20 protein-coding genes, 5 tRNA genes, 1 rRNA gene, 1 pseudogene and 1 riboswitch are annotated in these 21460 nt (G+C 60.0%); of the genes and pseudogenes, 17 read left to right on the top strand and 10 right to left on the bottom strand.

Annotated elements, in window-relative coordinates; genetic code table 11:
- The first annotated feature begins 7 nt into the window (after window positions 1-7).
- A complete protein-coding gene (locus AC0Z2B_RS20315) occupies window positions 8-292 on the top strand; it encodes a topoisomerase II (RefSeq protein ID WP_416426147.1) in 285 nt (94 codons plus the stop codon).
- Between the two features lie 12 nt (window positions 293-304).
- Window positions 305-1291, top strand: a complete 987-nt coding sequence (gene astE, locus AC0Z2B_RS20310) for a succinylglutamate desuccinylase (protein ID WP_476298988.1) — start codon at window positions 305-307, stop codon at window positions 1289-1291.
- A gap of 156 nt (window positions 1292-1447) precedes the next feature.
- Here the strand turns inward: astE and AC0Z2B_RS20305 are convergent, their stop codons facing one another.
- Window positions 1448-1948 (bottom strand): 6,7-dimethyl-8-ribityllumazine synthase, encoded by a 501-nt coding sequence (locus AC0Z2B_RS20305; RefSeq protein WP_416426145.1) that lies wholly within the window; start codon window positions 1946-1948, stop codon window positions 1448-1450.
- Window positions 1949-2039: 91 nt separating this feature from the next.
- Window positions 2040-2196, bottom strand: a riboswitch (FMN riboswitch).
- A gap of 325 nt (window positions 2197-2521) precedes the next feature.
- On the opposite strand from AC0Z2B_RS20305, the gene alaS reads away from it, so the two are divergent.
- The 7 genes from alaS (at window position 2522) to AC0Z2B_RS20270 (ending at window position 7419) form a co-directional block, all read left to right on the top strand.
- Complete coding sequence (alaS, locus tag AC0Z2B_RS20300) at window positions 2522-5146, top strand: alanine--tRNA ligase (RefSeq protein ID WP_476298986.1); 2625 nt, start codon at window positions 2522-2524, stop codon at window positions 5144-5146.
- Window positions 5147-5243: 97 nt separating this feature from the next.
- The gene (locus AC0Z2B_RS20295; RefSeq protein ID WP_416426143.1) at window positions 5244-6482 is read left to right on the top strand and encodes an aspartate kinase; all 1239 of its coding nucleotides are present in this window, start codon (window positions 5244-5246) and stop codon (window positions 6480-6482) included.
- 92 nt (window positions 6483-6574) lie between these two features.
- The gene (csrA, locus tag AC0Z2B_RS20290; RefSeq protein ID WP_027978649.1) at window positions 6575-6763 is read left to right on the top strand and encodes a carbon storage regulator CsrA; all 189 of its coding nucleotides are present in this window, start codon (window positions 6575-6577) and stop codon (window positions 6761-6763) included.
- 71 nt (window positions 6764-6834) lie between these two features.
- Window positions 6835-6925 (top strand) — tRNA-Ser (locus AC0Z2B_RS20285).
- A 107-nt stretch (window positions 6926-7032) separates the two neighbouring features.
- Window positions 7033-7109 (top strand) — tRNA-Arg (locus AC0Z2B_RS20280).
- Window positions 7110-7187: 78 nt separating this feature from the next.
- A tRNA-Arg gene (locus AC0Z2B_RS20275) sits at window positions 7188-7264 on the top strand.
- Window positions 7265-7342: 78 nt separating this feature from the next.
- Window positions 7343-7419 (top strand) — tRNA-Arg (locus AC0Z2B_RS20270).
- A 150-nt stretch (window positions 7420-7569) separates the two neighbouring features.
- Here AC0Z2B_RS20270 and AC0Z2B_RS20265 read toward each other — a convergent pair.
- Window positions 7570-7830, bottom strand: a complete 261-nt coding sequence (locus tag AC0Z2B_RS20265; RefSeq protein ID WP_476298984.1) for a hypothetical protein — start codon at window positions 7828-7830, stop codon at window positions 7570-7572.
- A 318-nt stretch (window positions 7831-8148) separates the two neighbouring features.
- Between AC0Z2B_RS20265 and mgtE the strand changes: the two genes are divergently transcribed.
- A complete protein-coding gene (gene mgtE, locus AC0Z2B_RS20260; RefSeq protein WP_476298982.1) occupies window positions 8149-9597 on the top strand; it encodes a magnesium transporter in 1449 nt (482 codons plus the stop codon).
- Between the two features lie 65 nt (window positions 9598-9662).
- On the opposite strand, the gene AC0Z2B_RS20255 is transcribed toward mgtE, so the two are convergent.
- Window positions 9663-9989, bottom strand: coding sequence for an Arc family DNA-binding protein (locus tag AC0Z2B_RS20255; protein ID WP_027978646.1), 327 nt, complete (start codon window positions 9987-9989; stop codon window positions 9663-9665).
- Between the two features lie 378 nt (window positions 9990-10367).
- On the opposite strand from AC0Z2B_RS20255, the gene phnN reads away from it, so the two are divergent.
- On the top strand, window positions 10368-10958 hold the full coding sequence (gene phnN / locus AC0Z2B_RS20250; RefSeq protein ID WP_476298980.1) for a phosphonate metabolism protein/1,5-bisphosphokinase (PRPP-forming) PhnN: 591 nt from the start codon (window positions 10368-10370) through the stop codon (window positions 10956-10958).
- Here phnN and AC0Z2B_RS20245 read toward each other — a convergent pair.
- The 3 genes from AC0Z2B_RS20245 to AC0Z2B_RS20235 are packed head-to-tail and all read right to left on the bottom strand — an operon-like array spanning window position 10933 to window position 11677.
- Complete coding sequence (locus AC0Z2B_RS20245; protein ID WP_476298979.1) at window positions 10933-11118, bottom strand: PA3371 family protein; 186 nt, start codon at window positions 11116-11118, stop codon at window positions 10933-10935. The genes phnN and AC0Z2B_RS20245 overlap by 26 nt on opposite strands.
- 11 nt (window positions 11119-11129) lie before the next feature.
- On the bottom strand, window positions 11130-11369 hold the full coding sequence (locus AC0Z2B_RS20240; protein ID WP_416426137.1) for a hypothetical protein: 240 nt from the start codon (window positions 11367-11369) through the stop codon (window positions 11130-11132).
- A gap of 41 nt (window positions 11370-11410) precedes the next feature.
- On the bottom strand, window positions 11411-11677 hold the full coding sequence (locus AC0Z2B_RS20235) for a hypothetical protein (RefSeq protein ID WP_476298977.1): 267 nt from the start codon (window positions 11675-11677) through the stop codon (window positions 11411-11413).
- A gap of 45 nt (window positions 11678-11722) precedes the next feature.
- Here AC0Z2B_RS20235 and AC0Z2B_RS20230 point away from each other — a divergent pair.
- A tRNA-Arg gene (locus tag AC0Z2B_RS20230) sits at window positions 11723-11799 on the top strand.
- Between the two features lie 107 nt (window positions 11800-11906).
- A complete protein-coding gene (locus AC0Z2B_RS20225) occupies window positions 11907-12155 on the top strand; it encodes a hypothetical protein (protein WP_476298975.1) in 249 nt (82 codons plus the stop codon).
- Between the two features lie 133 nt (window positions 12156-12288).
- Here AC0Z2B_RS20225 and AC0Z2B_RS20220 read toward each other — a convergent pair.
- Window positions 12289-12905: pseudogene (locus tag AC0Z2B_RS20220) on the bottom strand (recombinase family protein).
- 139 nt (window positions 12906-13044) lie between these two features.
- On the opposite strand from AC0Z2B_RS20220, the gene AC0Z2B_RS20215 reads away from it, so the two are divergent.
- Together AC0Z2B_RS20215 and AC0Z2B_RS20210 are read left to right on the top strand one after the other, a co-directional pair.
- Window positions 13045-13731, top strand: coding sequence for a DUF4145 domain-containing protein (locus AC0Z2B_RS20215; protein WP_476298973.1), 687 nt, complete (start codon window positions 13045-13047; stop codon window positions 13729-13731).
- Window positions 13732-14889: 1158 nt separating this feature from the next.
- Complete coding sequence (locus AC0Z2B_RS20210; RefSeq protein WP_476298971.1) at window positions 14890-15648, top strand: hypothetical protein; 759 nt, start codon at window positions 14890-14892, stop codon at window positions 15646-15648.
- 955 nt (window positions 15649-16603) lie between these two features.
- On the opposite strand, the gene AC0Z2B_RS20205 is transcribed toward AC0Z2B_RS20210, so the two are convergent.
- The 3 genes from AC0Z2B_RS20205 to AC0Z2B_RS20195 all read right to left on the bottom strand — a co-directional run bounded on the left by AC0Z2B_RS20205 (window position 16604) and on the right by AC0Z2B_RS20195 (window position 19338).
- Window positions 16604-16921: a DUF3077 domain-containing protein gene (locus tag AC0Z2B_RS20205; RefSeq protein WP_476298969.1), complete on the bottom strand. Its 318-nt coding sequence runs from the start codon at window positions 16919-16921 to the stop codon at window positions 16604-16606.
- Window positions 16922-17339: 418 nt separating this feature from the next.
- Window positions 17340-18296 (bottom strand): PDR/VanB family oxidoreductase, encoded by a 957-nt coding sequence (locus tag AC0Z2B_RS20200; protein ID WP_476298967.1) that lies wholly within the window; start codon window positions 18294-18296, stop codon window positions 17340-17342.
- Between the two features lie 10 nt (window positions 18297-18306).
- Window positions 18307-19338: a Rieske 2Fe-2S domain-containing protein gene (locus AC0Z2B_RS20195; RefSeq protein WP_476298965.1), complete on the bottom strand. Its 1032-nt coding sequence runs from the start codon at window positions 19336-19338 to the stop codon at window positions 18307-18309.
- A gap of 131 nt (window positions 19339-19469) precedes the next feature.
- Between AC0Z2B_RS20195 and AC0Z2B_RS20190 the strand changes: the two genes are divergently transcribed.
- Both AC0Z2B_RS20190 and AC0Z2B_RS20185 read left to right on the top strand, forming a co-directional pair.
- Window positions 19470-20378, top strand: a complete 909-nt coding sequence (locus AC0Z2B_RS20190; protein ID WP_476298962.1) for a LysR family transcriptional regulator — start codon at window positions 19470-19472, stop codon at window positions 20376-20378.
- Between the two features lie 866 nt (window positions 20379-21244).
- Window positions 21245-21460 (top strand): 16S ribosomal RNA (locus AC0Z2B_RS20185); the annotation flags it as partial.

Genomic DNA, 21460 nt, shown 5'->3' with positions numbered 1-21460 from the left:
TTTCCCCATGTCCGACGCCCTGCGGCTGATTCTTGAAGACACCGATGGCACCCAGCTGGAAACCTCCTGCACCCGTCTTGCCGTGGTCTGGCAAGGCAAGGAGCTGTGGATTCAGCAGGACGGCCGCGGCCAGCTGCTGATTGGCGTTGACGTAGAAGAAGGCGACGCCGAATACGCCAACCTGCTGCTGCGCCCACTGGCCACCAACCTGGTCAGCCTGCAACTGGAAATGGAACCGGCCGACGCCGGTGAAGACGACGACCATGTGCATGGTCCGGACTGCAACCACTAAGGACTGACGCCTATGCTCGCCCTCGGCAAGCTGCTTGAATTGACCCTCGCCGGCCGTGAGCCGGCAGAGAAGACTCAGCTGACGGTCGAAGGCGTGCGTATGCGCTGGCTCGGCGAGGGGGCACTTGAGGTCCGCCCGCCCGAGGCCCGCGACAATGGCCTGGATTTGCTGTTGTCGGCGGGCATCCACGGCAACGAGACAGCGCCCATCGAACTGCTCGATGGCCTGTTGCATGACATCGCCCGCGGCAGCCTCAAGCCGCGCGCCCGCATTCTTTTCCTGTTCGGCAACCCCGAAGCGATCCGTCGCGGCGAGCGTTACCTGGAGCAGGATGTAAACCGGCTGTTCAACGGCCGCCACGAGCTGTCCAGCGGCCCCGAGGCCCTGCGCGCCTGTGAGCTGGAGCGCCTGGCGGCGACGTTCTTCAGCCAGCCTGGCCGCACCCGCCTGCACTACGACCTGCACACCGCCATTCGCGGCTCGAAGATCGAGCAGTTCGCGCTGTACCCGTTCAAGGAAGGGCGCGAGCACTCGGCGCGCGAGCTGGCGCGCCTGGAGGCGGCCGGCATGGAAGCGGTGTTGCTGCAAAGCAAGACGTCCATCACCTTCACGGCCTACACCTACGAACAGCTGGACGCCGAAGCCTTCACCCTGGAGCTGGGCAAGGCGCGGCCGTTCGGGCACAACCAGCAGGTCAACCTGACGCCGCTGGAAACCCGGCTCAAGCAGATCATCGAAGGCAGCGAGCCTGAGGTCGAGCAGCCGCAGCACTTGAAGCAGTTCCGCGTGGCACGGGAAGTGATCAAGCACAGCGATGCGTTCCGCTTGCACTTGCCGGCGGACGTGGAGAACTTTTCCGAATTGCCCCAGGGCTACCTGCTGGCCGAAGACCTGGCCGAGTGCCGCTGGATCGTGGAGGAGGAGGGTGCGCGCATCATTTTCCCCAACCCCAAGGTCAAGAACGGCCTGCGCGCCGGCATTCTAATCGTCCCCGCTTGACTTGTAGCCGCTGCCGCCAGGCTGCGCTGGGCCTGTGCCTCACTGAACATCTTCAGCGTACAAAAAGGCCAGCGCAGCCTGGCGGCAGCGGCTACGGGATTTGCGTCGTAGCCGCTGCCGTAGGCTGCGCTGGCCCTTCAAGCCGATAGAAAGCTATCAGGCGACTTTGTGCTGCGCAGTCAGGCGGCGCAGGGCGCGGACTTTCTGCAGGGTGTCGGCGCAGGTGTTCGCTGCTTCGTGGCCCTTGTGCAGGAAATGCTTGAAGAAGTAGTCGTGGTGTTCCTGGCCGTGGAAGTTGTGCGGGGTCAGCGACACCGAGAACACCGGCACTTCGGTTTCCAGCTGCACTTGCATCAGCGCGTCGACCACGGTGGCGGCGACGAAGTCGTGGCGGTAGATACCACCGTCCACTACCAGGGCTGCGCCGACGATGCCGGCATAACGGCCGGTCTTGGCCAGCAGCTTGGCGTGCAGCGGGATTTCAAAGGCGCCGCCCACTTCGTAGAAGTCGATGTCGCTTTCCTGGTAGCCCAGCTGGGTGATCTGCTCGACAAAGCCGATACGGGCCTGGTCGACGATATCCTTGTGCCAGCAGGCCTGGATAAAGGCGATGCGCTCGTTTGCGTGGCTTTTGCTGTCGATTGCGGTGGGTTGCATCTACGTTGACTCCTGTTTGTATGAAAAACAGGGCAGTTGGATCGAATGGGATTCAAGGGTACGCGGTATGCCGTCGGCCCATGTGTACCAATCCCGTTCTCTCTTCATCCGGACTATGACCGTCGGCCCCGGAATCACACCGGGTCTGCTGACCTTGCCAGGCCCGTGGCCTGCCAAGCGCTCGCGGGCTAGACGCCTTGCGCGCCATTACCGCCGGTGGGGAATCGCACCCCGCCCTGAGAACGTTGCCACCCATTGGTAGGTGGCGAACGATTTTTAACATACTTTTTTGCACTATGCATCGCCCCTGCGCTAGCGATTTAGTCGTAGACGACATCAATCCCGTAGCAGCGGCCACAGGCCGCGTCACTCCCACAACGGCAAGAAGGTCATCCGTGCGCGCCCATGACGCGGCCGTTTGGCCGCTGCCACGGGGGCCGTGCGGGTTTTTTTTTCGCGAATTAACCGTATATTGACAAGCTGAGCACTGTATATAATACGGCCCTTTGCCGTCGAAACGTCCAAGTACGTTACGCACTGGCCTATGGCCGCAGCCTGTCGTGGAAGAACCTAATGAAAAGCGCAGAAATCCGTGAAGCCTTCCTTCGCTTCTTCGAAGAGCAAGGCCACACCCGTGTAGCCTCCAGCTCCTTGATCCCGGGCAATGACCCAACCCTGCTGTTCACCAACGCGGGCATGAACCAGTTCAAGGATTGTTTCCTGGGCCAGGAAAAGCGCGCGTACACCCGCGCCGTCAGCAGCCAGAAGTGCGTGCGTGCCGGTGGCAAGCACAACGACCTGGAAAACGTTGGCTACACCGCCCGTCACCACACCTTCTTCGAAATGCTGGGTAACTTCAGCTTCGGCGACTACTTCAAGCGCGACGCCATCACCTACGCCTGGACCTTCCTGACTTCGCCGCAGTGGCTGAACCTGCCCAAGGAGAAGCTGTGGGTAACGGTCTACGCCAGCGATGACGAAGCCTACGACATCTGGACCAAGGAAGTCGGCGTGCCGGCCGAGCGCATGGTGCGCATCGGCGACAACAAGGGCGCCCCGTACGCCTCCGACAACTTCTGGACCATGGGTGACACCGGCCCGTGCGGCCCGTGCACCGAGATCTTCTTCGACCACGGCGCCGACATCTGGGGCGGCCCACCCGGTTCGCCGGAAGAAGATGGCGACCGCTACATCGAGATCTGGAACAACGTCTTCATGCAGTTCAACCGCACTGCCGACGGCGTGCTGCACCCGCTGCCAGCGCCGTCGGTGGACACCGGCATGGGCCTGGAGCGCATCAGCGCCGTGTTGCAGCACGTGCACTCGAACTACGAGATCGACCTGTTCCAGAGCCTGCTCGCTGCCTCGGCCCAGGCCATCGGCTGCAGCAACGACAACCAGGCTTCGCTCAAAGTGGTGGCCGACCACATCCGTTCCTGCGGCTTCCTGATTGCCGACGGCGTGCTGCCGTCCAACGAAGGCCGCGGCTACGTGCTGCGCCGCATCATTCGTCGCGCCTGCCGCCACGGCAACAAGCTGGGCGCCAAGGGCAGCTTCTTCTACCAGATCGTCGCGGCCCTGGTGGCCGAGATGGGCGAAGCCTTCCCGGAACTGAAAGCCCAGCAGGCGCACATCGAGCGCGTGCTGAAAGCCGAGGAAGAGCAGTTCGCCAAGACCCTGGAGCAGGGCCTGAAGATCCTCGAGGCCGACCTTGCCGAGCTGAAAGGCAACGTGGTCCCGGGCGACGTGGTGTTCAAGCTGTACGACACCTACGGCTTCCCGATGGACCTGACCGGCGACATCGCCCGTGAGCGCGAGCTGACCCTGGACGAAGCCGGCTTCGAGAAGGAAATGGAAGCCCAGCGCGTGCGCGCTCGTGCTGCCAGCTCGTTCGGCATGGACTACAACGCCCTGGTCAAGGTCGACGTGCCGACCGTGTTCACCGGCTACAGCAACACCCAATCCAGCGCCAAGGTCGTCGCCCTGTACAAGGAAGGCGTCTCGGTGCAGCAACTGGCCGAAGGCGAAGAGGGCGTGGTCATCCTCGACCAGACCCCGTTCTACGGCGAGTCCGGCGGCCAGGTCGGCGACCGTGGCTACCTGCTGGCTGGCAATGGCCGCTTCGACGTGCGTGACACCACCAAGACCGGCGGCGCGTTCCTGCACCACGGCGTGGTCTCGCTGGGCAACCTGAACGTCGGCGCCGAGCTGACCGCCCAGGTGGACGGCGACATGCAGCACGCCACCTCGCTGAACCACTCGGCTACCCACCTGCTGCACGCGGCCCTGCGCCAAGTGCTGGGCGAGCACGTGCAGCAGAAAGGCTCGCTGGTGGACAGCCAGCGCCTGCGCTTCGACTTCAGCCACTTCGAGGCCATCAAGCCCGAGCAGATCAAGGCGCTGGAAGACATCGTCAACGCGCAGATCCGCAAGAACAGCGCGGTGGAAACCGAGGAAACCGACATCGACACCGCTCGCGAAAAGGGCGCCATGGCCCTGTTCGGTGAGAAGTACGGCGACCAGGTGCGCGTGCTGAGCATGGGCGGCGACTTCTCCGTCGAGCTGTGCGGCGGTATCCACGCCAAGCGCACCGGCGACATCGCCCTGTTCAAGATCATCAGCGAAGGCGGCGTGGCCTCTGGCGTGCGCCGCATCGAAGGCGTCACCGGCGCCGCGGCCCTGGCGTACCTGAACGGTGCCGAAGAGCAGCTCAAGGAAGCCGCGCAGCTGGTCAAGGGCAGCCGCGACAACCTGATCGACAAGCTGTCGGCCGTGCTGGAGCGCAACCGCCAGCTGGAAAAACAGCTGGAGCAACTGCAAGCCAAGGCCGCCAGCGCGGCCGGTGACGACCTGTCGGCCGCGGCCGTGGACGTCAAGGGCGTTAAAGTCCTGGCGGCACGCCTGGACGCCATGGACGGCAAGGCGCTGCTTGCGCTGGTCGACCAGCTGAAGAACAAGCTGGGCGAGGGCGTGATCCTGCTCGGCGGCGTGCACGAGGAAAAAGTGGTGCTGGTGGCCGGTGTCACCAAGGAACTGACCTCGAAACTGAAGGCCGGCGACCTGATGAAACAGGCTGCCGCGGCAGTCGGTGGCAAGGGCGGCGGTCGTCCGGACATGGCCCAGGGTGGCGGCGTCGACGCCGGCGCGCTGGATGCAGCCCTGGCCCTGACCGTGCCGTTCGTCGAACAAGGTCTCTGATTCACCCTCGCGGGTACCTGTTGTCTAGTAGCAGGTTCCCGCGTTGTAGCGTTTGAATGTTTAATGGGCGCCCTTCACGGGCTGAGGCGGCTTTGAAATGGCTTTGATCGTACAAAAATTCGGAGGCACCTCCGTCGGCAGCATCGAGCGTATCGAGCAGGTAGCCGAGAAGGTTAAGAAATTCCGCGAAGCCGGCGACGACCTGGTGGTTGTACTGTCTGCCATGAGTGGTGAAACCAACCGCCTGATCGAGTTGGCGAAACAGGCCAGCGGCGGCGACCAGCCGGTCCCGCGCGAGCTGGACGTGATCGTCTCCACCGGTGAGCAGGTCACCATTGCCTTGCTGGCGATGGCGCTGATCAAGCGTGGCGTGCCGGCCGTGTCCTACACCGGCAACCAGGTTCGCATCCTGACGGACAGCTCGCACACCAAGGCGCGCATCCTGCAGATCGACGACCAGAAGATCCGCTCCGACCTCAAGGCCGGGCGTGTCGTGGTCGTGGCGGGCTTCCAGGGCGTGGACGAGCACGGCAACATCACCACCCTGGGTCGTGGCGGCTCCGACACCACCGGCGTGGCCCTGGCTGCGGCGCTGAAGGCCGATGAGTGCCAGATCTACACCGACGTCGATGGTGTCTACACCACCGACCCGCGCGTGGTGTCCACGGCCCAGCGCCTGGACAAGATCACCTTCGAAGAGATGCTGGAAATGGCCAGCCTCGGTTCCAAGGTGCTGCAGATCCGCGCCGTCGAGTTCGCCGGCAAGTACAACGTCCCGCTGCGCGTGCTGCACAGCTTCCAGGAGGGCCCGGGCACCCTCATTACTATCGATGAAGAGGAATCCATGGAACAGCCGATCATTTCCGGCATCGCCTTCAACCGCGATGAAGCCAAGCTGACCATCCGTGGCGTACCGGATACCCCGGGCGTGGCGTTCAAGATCCTGGGCCCTATCAGTGGCGCCAACATTGAAGTGGACATGATCGTGCAGAATGTTTCGCACGATAACACCACCGACTTCACCTTCACCGTGCACCGCAACGACTACCAGTCGGCGCTGCAGGTGCTGGAAAACACCGCCAGCGAAATCGGCGCGCGCCAGGTCATCGGCGACACCAAGATCGCCAAGGTGTCCATCGTCGGCGTCGGCATGCGTTCGCACGCCGGTGTTGCCAGCCGCATGTTCGAGGCCCTGGCCAAGGAAAGCATCAACATCCAGATGATCTCCACCTCGGAAATCAAGGTGTCGGTGGTTATCGAAGAGAAGTACCTGGAACTGGCGGTGCGCGCCCTGCACACCGCTTTCGAACTGGACGCCGCCCGTCAAGGCGAGTAAGCGTTCGAGTGCACGAGGCGCGGCTTAGCCGCGCCTTTTGCTTTTTTGCAGATTGTGTTTGTTCCCACTGCGGTGGGTGAGGAGAAAAGGTAATGCTGATTCTGACTCGTCGGTGCGCGGAAAGCCTGGTGATTGGTGATGGCGAGATCACCGTGACCGTGCTCGGCGTCAAGGGCAATCAGGTGCGTATAGGCGTCAACGCCCCGAAAGAGGTGGCTGTACACCGCGAGGAAATCTACCTGCGGATCAAGGAAGAGCAGGCCGAAGAACCAAGTGCTTAATTAATTTAGGTTTTTTTGAAAAAAGTGCTTGCGTCGAAAAGGGGCTATCGATAATATACGCCCCGTGTTGCGGAGAGCTGGCCGAGTGGCCGAAGGCGCTCCCCTGCTAAGGGAGTACACCTCAAAAGGGTGTCGGGGGTTCGAATCCCCCGTTCTCCGCCATTATTTCTTTAGGGCGTTGAAAGCTGGCTTTTTAGGTAAGTTGTTGAAATTACTGAAAAAAGTGCTTTACAAAAGTTTTTAACGAACTATGATGCGCGGCAACATATGCACTCGTAGCTCAGCTGGATAGAGTACTCGGCTACGAACCGAGCGGTCACAGGTTCGAATCCTGTCGAGTGCACCATTTAAGAGGCTTGTTTCGGTAACGGAAGAAGCAGCTTGCAACAAACCAGAGGTGATCTGGTCCATCAAGTACCATCGTGCACTCGTAGCTCAGCTGGATAGAGTACTCGGCTACGAACCGAGCGGTCACAGGTTCGAATCCTGTCGAGTGCACCATTTTACGAAGGTTGTTTCGGTAACGAAAGAATCTTCAGCTTCAACCAGAGGTGATCTGGTCTACCAAGCGCCAACCCTGCACTCGTAGCTCAGCTGGATAGAGTACTCGGCTACGAACCGAGCGGTCACAGGTTCGAATCCTGTCGAGTGCACCATACAAGTGAAAGCCCGCCTTCTTCTGAAGGCGGGCTTTTTGCTTTTCTGTTTTTAAATAATCGGTCGCCCCGGCCGCCCGGCTGCGCGGGCCCGCATGGATGATGAACATCTCCACCGGGGCGCAGGGCCAGCGCAGCCTGCGGCAGCGGCTACGGGGATTCGCTCTGGCGTTTGAGTTCGGCGTCCAGCTGCTTGCGCTCCGTCCGCTCCTTGGCACCCGAACGCTCGCTCTTGCTGCTCAAATGCGGGTGGTAGGCCTGCTGCAGGCTCTGCAGCGCCCCTGGCGGGCATTGCTGGGTGGTGAACGTCAGGTGCCCGTCTTCATCCTCGCAACGCGACACGGTCTGTGCCAGCGCACCCAGGGCAGGGCACAGCAGCAGCCCTGCCAGTAGCCAACGCTTGGTTTGCATCGAACGTCCTCCATGACTATGCGGTCCAAAGCGTAACGGCAATTGCGCTGCCTGGGGCTGTGATTTCTTTTCCACATGCGTCGTCGCAATTCCCGGTACTCGAACCGCGCCCAGATTTCGCGCGCAAGCATTTGTTCTTGCCAGATTTTTTCGCGTTAAAAGCCGGCAGCCGGTGTATCATTGCGCCCGTCAGCCCCGCCGGGGCTTTGGATTATTTCCATGGACTTACCCAGTAGTTACTCAATAGCTCGCTACACCTATCAAGAATCGACCGATTGAACCTCCGGCGTGCTCCGCTGCTGGGGGTGGAGTTCGCCTATGACCGAAGTAGAAGTTAAAAAGCCGCAGGACAGCCTGCAGGATCGCCTGGCCCAGGTGGTCGACCTGCTGCAGCGCCAGCGCGTGGTCGAAGACCTCACGCACCGCCAGGAAGGCCAGCATGGTGATCTGGTCGAAAACCTGGTGCACCGCCAGAACCTGGTCGAGCTGCAGCGCAAGCTCGACGACCTGCACTCCGCCGACGTCGCCTACATTCTTGAAGCCTTGCCCCTGGAAGACCGCCTGACGGTCTGGCAGCTGGTCAAGGTGGAGCGCGACGGCGACATCCTCCTGGAGGTATCCGACTCGGTGCGCGAGACCCTGATCGCCGACATGGACGATCACGAGCTGCTGGCCGCCGCCAAGGAGATGGACGCCGACGAACTCGCTGACCTCGCCCCCGAGCTGCCCCGCGACGTGGTGCACGAGCTGATGGAAAGCCTCGATGCCCAGCAGCGTGAGCGCGTGCGTTCGGCGTTGAGCTACGACGAGGAGCAGGTTGGTGCGCTGATGGACTTCGAGATGGTCACCATCCGCGAGGACGTCAGCCTGGAAGTGGTGCTGCGCTACCTGCGCCGCCTCAAGGAGCTGCCCGGCCACACCGACAAGCTGTTCGTGGTCGACCACGACGGCGTGCTCAAGGGCGTGCTGCCGATCAAGCGCCTGCTGGTCAACGACCCGGAGAAGCAGGTGGCCGAAGTCATGGCCAACGACCCGGTGTCGTTCCACCCTGACGAGGACGCCTACGACGCCGCCCAGGCGTTCGAGCGCTATGACCTGATCTCGGCCCCCGTGGTGGACAAGAACGCCCGCCTGATCGGCCGCCTGACCATCGACGAGATGGTCGACCTGATTCGTGAAGAGAGCGAGACCGAAGTCCTCAACATGGCCGGCCTGCGCGAAGAGGAAGACATCTTCGCCTCGGTGTGGCGCTCGCTGCGCAACCGCTGGTCGTGGCTGGCCATCAACCTGATCACCGCCTTCGTCGCCTCGCGCGTGATTGGCCTGTTCGAAGGCTCCATCGAGCGCCTGGTGGCCCTGGCCGCGCTGATGCCCATCGTTGCCGGCATCGGCGGCAACTCCGGCAACCAGACCATCACCATGATCGTGCGCGCCATGGCCCTGGACCAGGTGAGCCCTGGCAACAGCAACACCACGCGCCTGCTGCGCAAGGAACTGGCAGTGTCGTTGATCAACGGCATCGTCTGGGGCGGGGTGATCGGCGTGGTGGCCTACCTGCTCTATGGCAGCTGGTCACTGGGCGTGGTGATGACCGCGGCCATGACCCTCAACCTGCTGCTGGCGGCCTTCATGGGCGTCATAATCCCCATGACCCTGGCCAGGTTCGGCCGCGACCCGGCCATGGGCTCCAGCGTGATGATCACCGCCATGACCGACAGCGGCGGCTTCTTCATCTTCCTGGGCCTGGCGACCCTGTTCCTGATGTAGGTCGAACCCGCGCCCACAAAAAAGCCAGCTTTCGCTGGCTTTTTTCATGGGCTTTTGGCGAGCGCTCACGAGGCGTCGGCAGTGGCCTCGGCGTTGTGGTCGATCAGCGACACCAGCGCGTTCTGCTGGCGGTGCGACAGTTGGCGGAAGCGTTGCAGCAGTTCACGCTCGTGCAGCGACAGCTCCGGGCTGTCCAGGCGCATGCTCAACTCTTCGCCCAGGGCGCCTTCTTGAATCAGGCTCTGTTCCAGGCGGGCGATGATTTCCGAGTTCATGCTACGGTGATGATTACGAGCTACCTCTGCAATGCGCTCACGCATTCCATCGGGAAGGCGTACGACGAATTTGTCAGCCGTACGGCTGGAGTAAATAGCCTGTTTCATTGGGCGCATATATTTGACCGTTTAGTTCAGGGGGAGCGGTTCTCGAAATTAGCCGCACGATGTGTTTACGACAGTCGATACAGCAAAAGTTCAACCTGAATTGTGAAAGAGGCTTCTATGATGCCTCATAGTCGCCATTTCGTTGGCGCCAATTCTGTGACAAATATTGAACTGAATAAGGGCTTTTTGCCAGCACCAATTGTCGAAAATGAGTACTGGTTGGAAAATCCCCGTTCGCCTGTCGACTGCCCGGTTTCGTCCCGCTATCTCGAGAGGTGCTCTGGCTCGTCCGGTACAACCTGTGCACAATGACGCGCGAGCTACCCTATGATTCAGCATAGTGGCATTTTGGCAGGTTGCCAGCATGCTGCCATACAGAGCGATGAGATGTCAGGACGTTTGATCTACCTGATGGGGCCTTCCGGGGCCGGCAAGGACAGTGTCATCGATGCGGCGCGCGGCGCCTTGCAGCGGGCTGACGTGCACGTGGTGCGACGGACCATCACGCGGTCCGCCGAAGCCGTTGGCGAACATGCCATCGGCGTCAGCCCGGAAACCTTCGCGCGCTTGCGCGAGGCGGGCGAGTTTGCCATGAATTGGCAGGCCAACGGGTTGCAATATGGTATCGGCCGTGACATCAACGCACGGCTTGCCGGCGGCCACCACGTGCTGGTCAACGGCTCCCGCGCCTGGCTGCCCCAGGCCCTGCAGCTCTACCCCGAACTGATCCCGGTGCTGGTCACCGTCGACAGCGCCGTGCTGCGCCAGCGCCTGCAGGCCCGCGGGCGCGAAACCGCGGCGCAGATCGACGAGCGCCTGGCACGCAACGAGCGCCTGCAGGCCGAGCCGGGGCAATGGGAGGAGGGGAGCGTGCGCATCGAGGCGCTGGACAATTCCGCCGACCTTGCGTCAGCGGTGCAGCGCCTGATGGCGCTGCTGGCCCGTCACGGCATCAGCGCAGCGACGGATCGAACTTGATCTTGCGGCCGCGCAGCAGCGCCAACAGCAGCAGCGCGGTCGACACCCCACTGGCAATGCCCAGCACCGCGCTGGCCTGGCCGGCATCCGGTGGCAAGGTCACGGCCGCCAGGAAGCTGGCGAGGGCAATCAGAAAAAAGGCCCATGCGCTTTTCGACATGTGCTGCTCCTTCAAAAGGTATAGCGGTCAGTATGGATCACCGGCACCGATTCGCCCTGTTCCTGCTGCGAGGTCAGTACCGACATCCCTCTGTGCGGCTTCATGTCCGCCACCTGCGCGGCCGGCCGGGCCATGAAATGCTCCGCCTGGACATGCACCAGGGCGGCATCGGGTTGCGCCTCGTCATGGAAATGAAACGCCACCAGGGCAACGAGGGCCAACGCATTCAGGGCAAAGAGGGTGCTGTTCATGGGGCTTGTCTCCGCAGAGTGAAGGGCTGCCTGGCCACTTTTTATGCAAGTGAATACAGCAGGCGCCGTGCCAACTCTGAAAGTCGGATAAAACCCAATGATTTCAGTAGTTTACAGGGTTTTGGCGGCAGTGGCAGGTTGCAATCTGCAAGATGGCATTCTGGCAGCCTTGCAAAATGCACGGTCGCCGCAGGCCCCTGTGCCAGAGCGTTCGCGCCGCCATCCGGAAAAGTTCCCTCGGCGTTCACCTTGCCTACAGGCAAAAAGGCCACGGATGACATGACAAATGCGGGGCGGCTGGTTAACATGCTCGCCGTCCATCGTGCTGCGGGTTCCTCGCAGCGCTCAGCAAGGTCTCAGTAGCTCAATTGGATAGAGCATCCCCCTCCTAAGGGGAAGGTTGGCAGTTCGAACCTGCCCTGGGACACCATAATCAAGGCTTTTAGCAGCTCTACTTCTTCCCTGAAACATCTCATGGGTGCACGGTGGGTGCAGCTGCGCAAACGTATTCGATTTTCTACCCATAAGGAGTTGGTTATGAGCGTTGTCTACACACTGCGAAAGAAAGGAAATACTTCAGAAATTCATATTTTCCTCGCTGACAGCAAGCCAGACGGAAATTGCGTTTCCCGCCTAAATGCTATCTGTCGGAAAGCCGCTAAGGACGATACTCAGATTGTCGAGAAGGCAACCTGCCTCAGCGAGCAACAGGCCCGCGTAAAAAGTGCAGAGATGGGTAGGAAAGTCTGCGGTACCTGTGTAAGCCATCTTTACGAAACATATTGATTGCAGCGAACGCCGATCGGTGTGAGGCAATTGTCGGTCGCTCACACGTCAAGTGTGTCTCTGATTCTTAGCACAGTGGTGGTGCGGAAAAAGAATAGACGCCCTCAATTTGAGGGAGTCTCGGCGACATTGATTACCCTGCCACCGAATCCCTGAACCGTAATACGGTAGTGGTGGAGCACCCGGCGTGCCTTGCCGTGGCCCGGGTACCCAAGCCGGCCTTCAGCAACTCCTTCACACGGTTGTGCAAGTCTGCGTCGACGGGGCGCCCCTGATATTTGCCTTCGGCCCTGGCTTTTTCGATGCCTTGGGCCTGGCGCTCCCGGCGCTGCTCGTAGTCCTTCCTGGCGATAGCGGCCATCATCTCCACCAGCATCGAGTTGATGGCCGCCAGCGTCCGGTCAGTGAACTCGTCACCCTTCGTGTCGCGGAGCCCCTGGTGGCTGGTGGGCAGGTCCAGCGCTACGATGCGCAACCCCTTGGCATCGATGGCCCCTTTTAGCTCGGCCCAGTCGTCTGCCGGCAGACGGGACAGGCGATCAATGGATTCAACCAACAGCACGTCACCCTTGCGAGCATCCTTGCGCAAGCGCAGCAACTCTGGCCGATCCGAAGCGGCGCCGCTAGCGTTCTCCAGGTACCTGCACGCGATGACCTTGTTGTGCTCAGTGACGAACGCCTCAAGGGAGGCGCGGGCGCGACCGGCGTCTTGCTCGTCGTGGATGCTCGGAGGTATGCGCGGATGAACATGAGTGCGTTCTGTATCAGTCAGGGGGGGCCACTAATGCTGTTGCACTTTGGGTGTTACTTTTCAAGTCAAAAACGCAAATTTACCTAGGTTTGTGCGTATCAGCTCAGGCATACCTTAACGAACGGGGCAACTTCGAAGATGATGTCGTTTTGCCCTAGGAGAAAAATAATGGAACACCGGTATATCGCTCCAGCTCCCCGACTTGAGTCCTTCACCTGCGTTCATTGTGGGGTGGTAGCCCAGATGCACTGGTCGGACCTTGCTATTCCGCATAGTCGTGGCCTCTCCGGAACGTCCTGGAGGATCTGCGTCTGCCAACATTGTAGAGAAGACACAATCTGGAAGGTTAACCCACAGAACACTGCAGATGTTTCGTTGGCCTATCCGAATCTAGTGAGTGCGCCTGCGGCCCATCAAGACCTTCCCGATGTGTGTAGGGTCGATTTTGAAGAGGCACGAAGCATATGCGGTTTATCTCACCGCGGCGCGGCAGCGCTTCTACGCCTTTGCCTCGAAAAACTTTTGGGGCATTTAGGGGGAACCGGGAGCGACATTAACAAAGATATCGGGGCGTTGGTGAAGGCCGGCTTGGATCCTCACATCCAGCAGGCCTTGGATGTCGTGAGGGTGACGGGTAACAATGCCGTTCACCCACTCGATATGAGCAAGGAGGATCTGGAGGATTACGTGCCAGTGATGTTCGATATGATCAATCTTATTGTAGAGGAACGTATCGCGCGGCAGCGGAGAATCGCTGAGCGCTTTGCTGGTCTCCCTGAAAAGGCTAGAGAAGCTATTGAGCGCCGTGACAAACCCAAGGGGTAGTGGACGACTAGCCGTATCGTGCTTAGCCACGGCTCCAATGTGCCGAGGGCGCATCGATCCTCTGATTACCTGGTAGGAGGGTTCGCGCGCGCCGTTCTGGAAAAGTGGTATGCATTCGGCGGGGTAGTTTTGAAATTCGGGATGGAGCGTTGCCGAGGTCATGGCACTAAGCCTACCGCTCTCCTCGAGCGCCGCTCGTATACCAGCGGGAGTCGCTGGCCGGATCTTTGTCATTAGGTGGCTGGTGATTGCCTCCTGCGCGTTGTAAACGGAGACCATCAGCTTCTTGATCCCATCAACCGTCCTCAGACCGACGTTGGTATCCGCTTCGGCAGATGCCGAGCCGTCGCGCTGAACTGTGGCGTTGATGTTGTTGACTTGGGCCATACCGGATGCCGAGCTATTGGCTGCCCAGATGGCCGTACCGCCAGCGGTGGTCACAGGGATGACGTAGACACCGTCGGCGGGGAGTGCAACTTTGAGCGTGAAGCTAAGGAATATTGCGCTCTCTTGAATTCCTGGCCTAGCTAAAAGAAGTGCGCGCCATGAAATGGCAGGTCAAGGCTTCGTGGAGCGACCTGTTCCGGCCTGCTCTCAGAAGCGGCCCTTATATGGAGAATTTTCAGCGGCACTCAGCGGGCGAGCTGTTCTCAAATCTGAGGATGTCTCCACTGCAGTGCGGATGTTCTCTTTGGCCTGGCATCCCATTTCGGTATGGCGGGCGAGGTGAGCGAATCGTTCAGGCGGCCGATGCCCGCAGAGGGGGCAAAATAATTGCAGACCTCCGCCGCGGTTAACCGCGAGCTGATCAAGTGCAGCAGAATTTGCACGTGCCTGAGGTGTACTCAGAAGTGAGCATGTCCGGACTCCAATTCGCCCCATTTTGGGCGCATCGAAACTCAGGCCGAATCCACTGGTTTTGTACTCCGATTTTCGGATCATGCTTGGAGCAAGCATCCTGTACGGTTGGAGTAGCGATCGTTGAACAGATGCTGGGCGTGGGCTGTTAGTGGCAGTGTGAAACACGCCAACGGTGGCGAATGTGATGGTTGCTATACGTTAAGTCGCAGCGACAATCAGTGCTGTGGGATCAGCGCGCCACTTGTGCAAAGGACGCCGTTACGCTAAACGTACTTAATTAACTATCGGAGGTAGGCTATGAGTACACGAATTTTTCTTCTGATCAAGGTTTTCGACAAGGAAGAATATGCAGATGAATTTATTCGGACAGGAGAAATGTTTTGCAAGACAATTAAACAATTTAAAGAGATAGAAGGTGATGAGGCACGAGGAGATAGGTACGAAGCAGTCTCGGGGTGGCATCAGCCAGAGAGTGTCACCTTAACTATTTCATATAGAACGCCCGATGGCGAAGAGAAGTCTATGCCGATAACTGAATTGGCAGGGCCTTTGATAACTCAGAGATTGGCGCACGATCGCTTGAATGCCTATTGCATGTACTCTATCACGGAGCCGGAATTTAACGAATCTTTCGAAACGGAAGAGGAACGTCTGCGCGTGGTAGAAAAAATCAACGCTATGTTGAGAGCGCACACGGCTGTTGATGACGATATGCTTGCACTTGGAGAGCATGCGGTTGTCATCATAAATGTGCCTGAATTTGTAAATAAGGTAACTGAAGCAGCAAGAGCGGAAGGTTATAATTCGTGGAATAGGCTAGTGGAATATTTCGACCCTGAAACTTTTAGTGGTAGCTTTAACGAGATTGAGGCTGTATTCATGAAGAGAAATATATACTCGTATCAAAAGGAATTTAGATTTGTTTTTGATTCGGATGGCTCCGAAGGTGCAAAGTTTATTTGGGCGGGCTCTTTGGAAGGGATTGCTTTAAAGCTCAAGACCTCGGAAATCAACACCAAGATTCAACTAAAACTAAATGAGAATCCAATCGTTTAGTGGCACGTGAGTTCGGTCATGATGCCGCGTCCGTACGTGCCTCGATACGCACGGGAAGCACCCATCGTCGGCACGTGCGGCCATAGCCCCTCAGCCAGGTTCGCACGCTTCAAAGCGCGAATGTGATTGCCAGCTTCACGTTAATTGCCAGCCGATCGTGCTGTCGCCTTAGCAGTGTCCAATGTTGGTAACCGTCTGAGATGCGCTCAACGCTAAGCATATCCAAGCAACAAGCGAAGCAGAAATTCCTGGTTTGGTAGCGCTGCCACCGCAGCCGTGACGTCAGGCTTGGGGTTGCCGCCTGCGGTCGCCGAGGAAAAACTTAACGCAGTGTTGGGATCAGTTGACCACTATATTTTCACGCTACCCTCGGCCTGACTGTCGTCGCGAGCCTAGAGAGTTTTGTACATGTGGCCGGGACGTGCAAGAAATCGCACCCAGCTTTCCTGCCTGATCTATTGAGCGCTGCTTGGAGGGCAGAAGATGGCGTTGCCGACGAGTGGTAGCGTATTTCCTAAAACTACACGGTAGTTTTGTTGGGTGGCGATTTGCCACTTTAAGGGGTTAGCGATGGAACGTTATAGCAATTTAGGGGGGGACTCGAATGTCACTCAATTCGAAATCGGACCAGGCAGTATCGTAGTCGAGTTTGGCGACGGCTCGCGTTATCTCTACGATTCGATGCGGCCGGGGGCAGGGGATGTAGCAGAGCTTCAGCGGCTTGCGAGGGCCGGTCAAGGCTTAAACAGCTACATCGGACGGTTCATCCGAAAAAACTTTGCACACAAGCTGCGGTAAACAGAGTTGGGGTATGGTCCTTCCCATACCCCTTGCAACAGTATCAGCACACTGAGAGGTGCTGTCCGAGCGCCGAGCCTACAGCTTGCACAAGAACTGCAAGCGCCCGAAGGACAATTCTGACCAGCACATACCCCAGGCTAATGCCTTTGTTTCATCATGGAGTCGGATTTACGGCCAACTTATCGAGGCTTTTTTCCTGAGCTTTCAGTGGCTGATCAAGTGCCAGATCATCCACAACCGCCCCCGCCATCTCATTCAAATACACCGCCGCCCAAGCCAAATACGCACCACCATCCCCCATCGCACTATCCAGCATCAGCTTGCTGGCGCAGTCGCGCAGATGAGCGCTGTACTCCAACGCCGCCTGAACCGGCACATCGGGATTGACGCTGAATAGCTTATGCCGCCCCTCATCGCCGCATTTCGCGAACGAGGTGGTGCCAAGGGTGGTGTGTTGATCGATTTCGTTCATGGGTGAATCTCCAGTGTTTATCAAGAGACCCATCACGCTTCTGCCGCCAAGCAGGGGAGGGTGACGGGTTGCGCGAGGTTGGCGGACCGGAACACTGGGACCGGCACTCCCGAAGGAGTCCAAGCGCAACCCGCCATAACACAATGTCGCGGGCACAAAAAAAGCGCCTGCAACAGGATATGCGCGGCGCATTGCGCCAGTGTTCGTGGGCCGCCAAGCCCAATCGCTAATGTGTAGCGACGGTTAAGGGTATCGTTTCGACTCGCGAGCGACAAGCGTCGTGGTCAAACGCCCCCAGGTAGGTGCGCCGGCCTAGCGTTTCCTGGCGGGCGGGTGGCAAAAATACGCATGGAGTACAAATGTTCTCCCGTCGTATTCTCCTCTATATATAGAAGCACCGCCTTGTCCCGGATGCTGGCTAAATCCCCAACACCAACCGCCCCGACTGACTCCGCGAACAGCACAGCGCCATCTGGTCATTCAGCTCCTTCTCCCCATCACTCAACACGCTATCCCTGTGACACGGCGTCCCTTCCAGCACCCGCGTCAGGCACGCCCCGCAAAACCCCTGCTCACACGACACCGGCACCTCAACCCCTGCCGCCATCAACGCCTGGGCGATGGATTGCTCGGCCGGTACCTGCACCACCTGGCCGGTGGAGTTGACCTGTACTTCGAACGCATCGCCGACCACCGGCTCAGCCGCCACCGGGGCGAACGCTTCTTGATGGATCTGCGCTGGCGCCCATCCCAGCCCCAGCGCGCGCTCGGTCATGTGGCGCATGAAGGGCTCGGGGCCGCACAGGTATAGATGTGCGTTGGGGGCGGGGTGCAGGAGGTCGTCTGGCAGGTGCCGGCGTGGGCTTTTGTCCTGGTCGCTGTGGTGCAACTGCACCTGCCCTGGGGTGAACTGGGTTTCCAGCCGTTCGGCGTAGGCCGCTTCGGCGCGGGTGCGGGTGTAGTAGTGCAGGGTGAACGGCTGCTGCTGTTCCTTTAACACGCTGGCCATGGACAGCAGTGGCGTGATGCCGATGCCGGCGGCGACCAGCACGTGGTGGCCGGCGGGCTGCAGGGCGAACAGGTTGCGCGGTGCCGAGATCTCCAGCTGGGCGCCAACCGCCAGGTGCTGATGGATGAAGCGCGAACCGCCCCGCGACTCGGGTTCGCGTTTCACACACAGCTCGTAGTGGTCCCGGTGGGAAGGCGCGCTGGCGATCGAGTACTGGCGGGTAAGGGCGCCGGGCAGGAATACGTCGATGTGGGCGCCGGCGCTGAATGCTGGCAGCGCCTGGCCGGGCAGCGGCTCCAGGCGGACGCCCAGGTTGCCGGCGCCTTCGGCGGCCAGTGCGGCGACGGTGACGGTGAGGCGGTTCATGGCGGGCCCCTCAATACAGGAAGAATTGGCTCAGGCCCTGGTTGCGCAGGCCCTTGCGGTAGGCGATGGAGCTCATGTCGGCGGGGATGTGCACTTCCAGCATGGGGTCCAGGGGCAGGCGCTCGGGTTTCTGCGACTCGACGATCAGGCGGTCTTCCTCGAACACCTTGAGGTTGAAGGCGTGGCAGTCCTCCACGGGCAGGTCCTTGTCGAAGTTGCGCGCGATGGGCGCGAACAGGCGGGTGACCTTCGACGATACCGGCGAGGCGGCGTTCATGATCACCAGCCGGCCGTCGTTGGGGAAATGCACGGTGAGGGTGGCGGTGAAGGGCAGGTGCACCTGGAAATGCCGCAGCCAGTTGAAGTCGTCCGGCGCCTTGCCGTCGACCCCGATGGGGTAGTTGCCCACCGAGCTGTTGTAGTGCACTTCGAAGCCGCTGCCGGTTTCCACCGGGCGGTAGGGCGGGATCTGGGTGTTGTCGGGGTCGCCGAAGGTGTCGGTGTGCACGAAGCCGAAGTGGGCGACGTCGAGGAAGCCTTCCAGCTGACGGCCAGCGAACGCCTGGATGTCCACGGTGGGGCAGATGATTTGCTGGAATTGCGGGTCGTCCCAGTGGGGCATCAGCGGGATATCGACGCTGTCGCTCTGCAGGTCGAGGCAGGTCCATACCAGGCCGTAGCGCTCCACGGCGGGGTAGGTGTGCAATTGCATGCGCGCCGGGATGGCAGCGTTGGGGCTGGCGGGCACTTTGTTGCAGCGGCCGCCGTTGCCGAAGCGCAGGCCGTGGTAGGGGCACACCACGCCCTGGCCGTCGCTTTTGCCCATGGTCAGCGGCACGCCGCGGTGCGGGCAGACGTCGCGGGCCACCACCAACTCGTCGTCCATGCGGTACAGCACCAGCGGTTCATCCAGCAGCATGGCCTTGACCGGCTCGCGGCCGACGGCGGCGGATTGCGCGATGGGGTACCAGTGGGCGGCAAGGATGCGCCAGTCGCTTTCAATGAAGGTGCAGTGCAGGGGGAGGGAGCGATCTTGGTTCATGGTGTGTCACTCATCAGGCTTCGGCGGTCTGTAAGGTGCGCTGTAGAGCGCTTATGGGATGGACTTTAGAAGTGCGCCGTGATGAACTCCAGCATCGTTTTTTCACTGTCGCGTTGCAAAAAAGGCAACACATGTTCCCGTTCTCGCGCTTCACCCGTTACTTTCTGGAAGTGGCCAGGCACCGCAGCATCCGCCGCGCGGCGGAGGTGCTGCATGTGTCGGCGTCGGCCATCGACCGGCAGATCCTCAAGGTCGAGGAGGAGTTGGGCGTGCCCTTGTTCGAGCGCTTGCCCAGCGGCCTGCGGCTGACGGCGGCGGGGGAGTTGCTGTTGGCCAACGCCCGCCAGTGGCAAAAGGACTACGGCCGCACCCGCGAGCAGATCGATGAAATGCAGGGCCTGCGCCGCGGCCATGTGGAGATCGGCCTGATCGACGCCTTGAGCGAGGGCATCGTCGCCGAGGCGGTGGCGGCGCTGATGGCGCAATACCCGGGGCTGACGTTTGGCATGAAGGTGGCGGACAACCAGAAAGTGGCGCAGATGATCACTTCGGCCGAAGTGGACTTTGGCCTGATGCTCGACGCCAGCGACAGCAGCGAGCTGGCCATCAATGCCAGCGCTCCGGTAAGGATGGGCATTGCCATGCCGGTGTCGCACCCGCTGGCCGGCAAGCCGAGCCTGCGGCTCAGCGAGACCCAGGGCGAAACGGTGATCTTCCCCGCCGAACCGCTGGTGGTGCACAAGCACGTGCGCACCCTGCATGACCAGTTGCACCTGGACGTGCGGCAGCGCGTGGCCTGCAACGACCTGCGCATGATGCGCTCGCTGATTCGCCAGGGCGTGGGGGTAGGGATGTTGTCCTGGTTGGACGTGGCCAGCGAAGTAGCCGAAGGGACAATCGCCTTCGTGCCGTTGACCGGCATCCATGTGAGCCACCCGGTGCTGTGCCTGTGCGTAGCGCCCCACCGGCAGCTGTCGCGCGCAGCACTGCTGGCGCTGGCAGACGTGCGGGAGAGGATGATGGGGTTGGGGTCTATATAGAAGAGAGATTGGGCCAAGAGGGGGGCAGGTCCATGTCTTGAGGTTGCATTAAGGCCACCAGGTGCCAGTCGTTGTTCTTCTGGCGCCCTTGAGATCGAGCGCCGTTCGCACGGCGCGACCCGGCCTCCGGCCGGTGCTACATCTACGGGCCAATCCCACCATTGCCATCGGTTTGTGCGTGGGTACCACCAAGGCGCCCCCGGGAGATGCCACTGACATAATTGGCCCGAAACAAACGGGTAGCACCGGCCGAAGGCCGGGTCGCGCCGCGCGGGCGGCGCTCGATGCCATGAGGCATGAAACCCTCAAGGCATGCACCTGGTGGCCTTCATATGGTGGCCCGCGGGGAAGCTTTTGACTTTAAAGACAATTCCTCGAAATTAACCCTTGACGCCCCCGCAGATCTCTCTATAATTCGCCCCACTTCCGGCGCAACCGAAACGGAAAACTCCTTGAAACTCAACGAGTTAACCGAAGTAAGCAGCTCCGAAAGGTTTCGATCTTAACGTCGAAAGCGGTGAAAAAGGCAGTTGACAGCAACGCAAGTTGCTGTAGAATTCGCCTCCCGCTAACGAGAGATCGAAGCGAGCCAAGTGGTTGAAGTTGTTAGAGATTCTCTGAGAAACTTCAAAATAAACGCTTGACAGGCTCTGAGGAAGGCGTAGAATGCGCGCCTCGGTTGAGACGAAAGAATCAACCAACCGCTCTTTAACAATTGAATCAAGCAATTCGTGTGGGTGCTTGTGACTCAGACTGATAGTCAAAAAGATTATCAGCATCATAAGTTACTCCACGAGAAATCATGGTTTAACCAACGATTGCTGAGCCAAGTTTATAGGGTTTTCTCAAAACCCGATTGCAGTATTGAACTGAAGAGTTTGATCATGGCTCAGATTGAACGCTGGCGGCAGGCCTAACACATGCAAGTCGAGCGGATGAAGAGAGCTTGCTCTCTGATTCAGCGGCGGACGGGTGAGTAATGCCTAGGAATCTGCCTGGTAGTGGGGGACAACGTTTCGAAAGGAACGCTAATACCGCATACGTCCTACGGGAGAAAGCAGGGGACCTTCGGGCCTTGCGCT

The sequence above is a fragment of the Pseudomonas sp. GYB4201 genome (assembly GCF_056312595.1).
Note: the sequence above shows the minus strand (reverse complement) of the source record. Positions and strands in the feature narration are given on the sequence as shown.

Coding starts and splice junctions, on each gene's coding strand:
- AC0Z2B_RS20215 (WP_476298973.1), top strand. CDS start 13,045: ATGATGTCGTTTTGCCCTAGGAGAAAAATAATGGAACACCGGTATATC.
- AC0Z2B_RS20315 (WP_416426147.1), top strand. CDS start 8: ATGTCCGACGCCCTGCGGCTGATTCTTGAAGACACCGATGGCACCCAG.
- AC0Z2B_RS20295 (WP_416426143.1), top strand. CDS start 5,244: ATGGCTTTGATCGTACAAAAATTCGGAGGCACCTCCGTCGGCAGCATC.
- AC0Z2B_RS20190 (WP_476298962.1), top strand. CDS start 19,470: ATGTTCCCGTTCTCGCGCTTCACCCGTTACTTTCTGGAAGTGGCCAGG.
- phnN (WP_476298980.1), top strand. CDS start 10,368: ATGTCAGGACGTTTGATCTACCTGATGGGGCCTTCCGGGGCCGGCAAG.
- AC0Z2B_RS20205 (WP_476298969.1), bottom strand. CDS start 16,921: ATGAACGAAATCGATCAACACACCACCCTTGGCACCACCTCGTTCGCG.
- csrA (WP_027978649.1), top strand. CDS start 6,575: ATGCTGATTCTGACTCGTCGGTGCGCGGAAAGCCTGGTGATTGGTGAT.
- AC0Z2B_RS20305 (WP_416426145.1), bottom strand. CDS start 1,948: ATGCAACCCACCGCAATCGACAGCAAAAGCCACGCAAACGAGCGCATC.
- AC0Z2B_RS20245 (WP_476298979.1), bottom strand. CDS start 11,118: ATGTCGAAAAGCGCATGGGCCTTTTTTCTGATTGCCCTCGCCAGCTTC.
- AC0Z2B_RS20235 (WP_476298977.1), bottom strand. CDS start 11,677: ATGTTAACCAGCCGCCCCGCATTTGTCATGTCATCCGTGGCCTTTTTG.
- AC0Z2B_RS20195 (WP_476298965.1), bottom strand. CDS start 19,338: ATGAACCAAGATCGCTCCCTCCCCCTGCACTGCACCTTCATTGAAAGC.
- astE (WP_476298988.1), top strand. CDS start 305: ATGCTCGCCCTCGGCAAGCTGCTTGAATTGACCCTCGCCGGCCGTGAG.
- alaS (WP_476298986.1), top strand. CDS start 2,522: ATGAAAAGCGCAGAAATCCGTGAAGCCTTCCTTCGCTTCTTCGAAGAG.
- AC0Z2B_RS20200 (WP_476298967.1), bottom strand. CDS start 18,296: ATGAACCGCCTCACCGTCACCGTCGCCGCACTGGCCGCCGAAGGCGCC.
- AC0Z2B_RS20255 (WP_027978646.1), bottom strand. CDS start 9,989: ATGCGCCCAATGAAACAGGCTATTTACTCCAGCCGTACGGCTGACAAA.
- AC0Z2B_RS20240 (WP_416426137.1), bottom strand. CDS start 11,369: ATGAACAGCACCCTCTTTGCCCTGAATGCGTTGGCCCTCGTTGCCCTG.
- AC0Z2B_RS20265 (WP_476298984.1), bottom strand. CDS start 7,830: ATGCAAACCAAGCGTTGGCTACTGGCAGGGCTGCTGCTGTGCCCTGCC.
- AC0Z2B_RS20210 (WP_476298971.1), top strand. CDS start 14,890: ATGAGTACACGAATTTTTCTTCTGATCAAGGTTTTCGACAAGGAAGAA.
- AC0Z2B_RS20225 (WP_476298975.1), top strand. CDS start 11,907: ATGAGCGTTGTCTACACACTGCGAAAGAAAGGAAATACTTCAGAAATT.
- mgtE (WP_476298982.1), top strand. CDS start 8,149: ATGACCGAAGTAGAAGTTAAAAAGCCGCAGGACAGCCTGCAGGATCGC.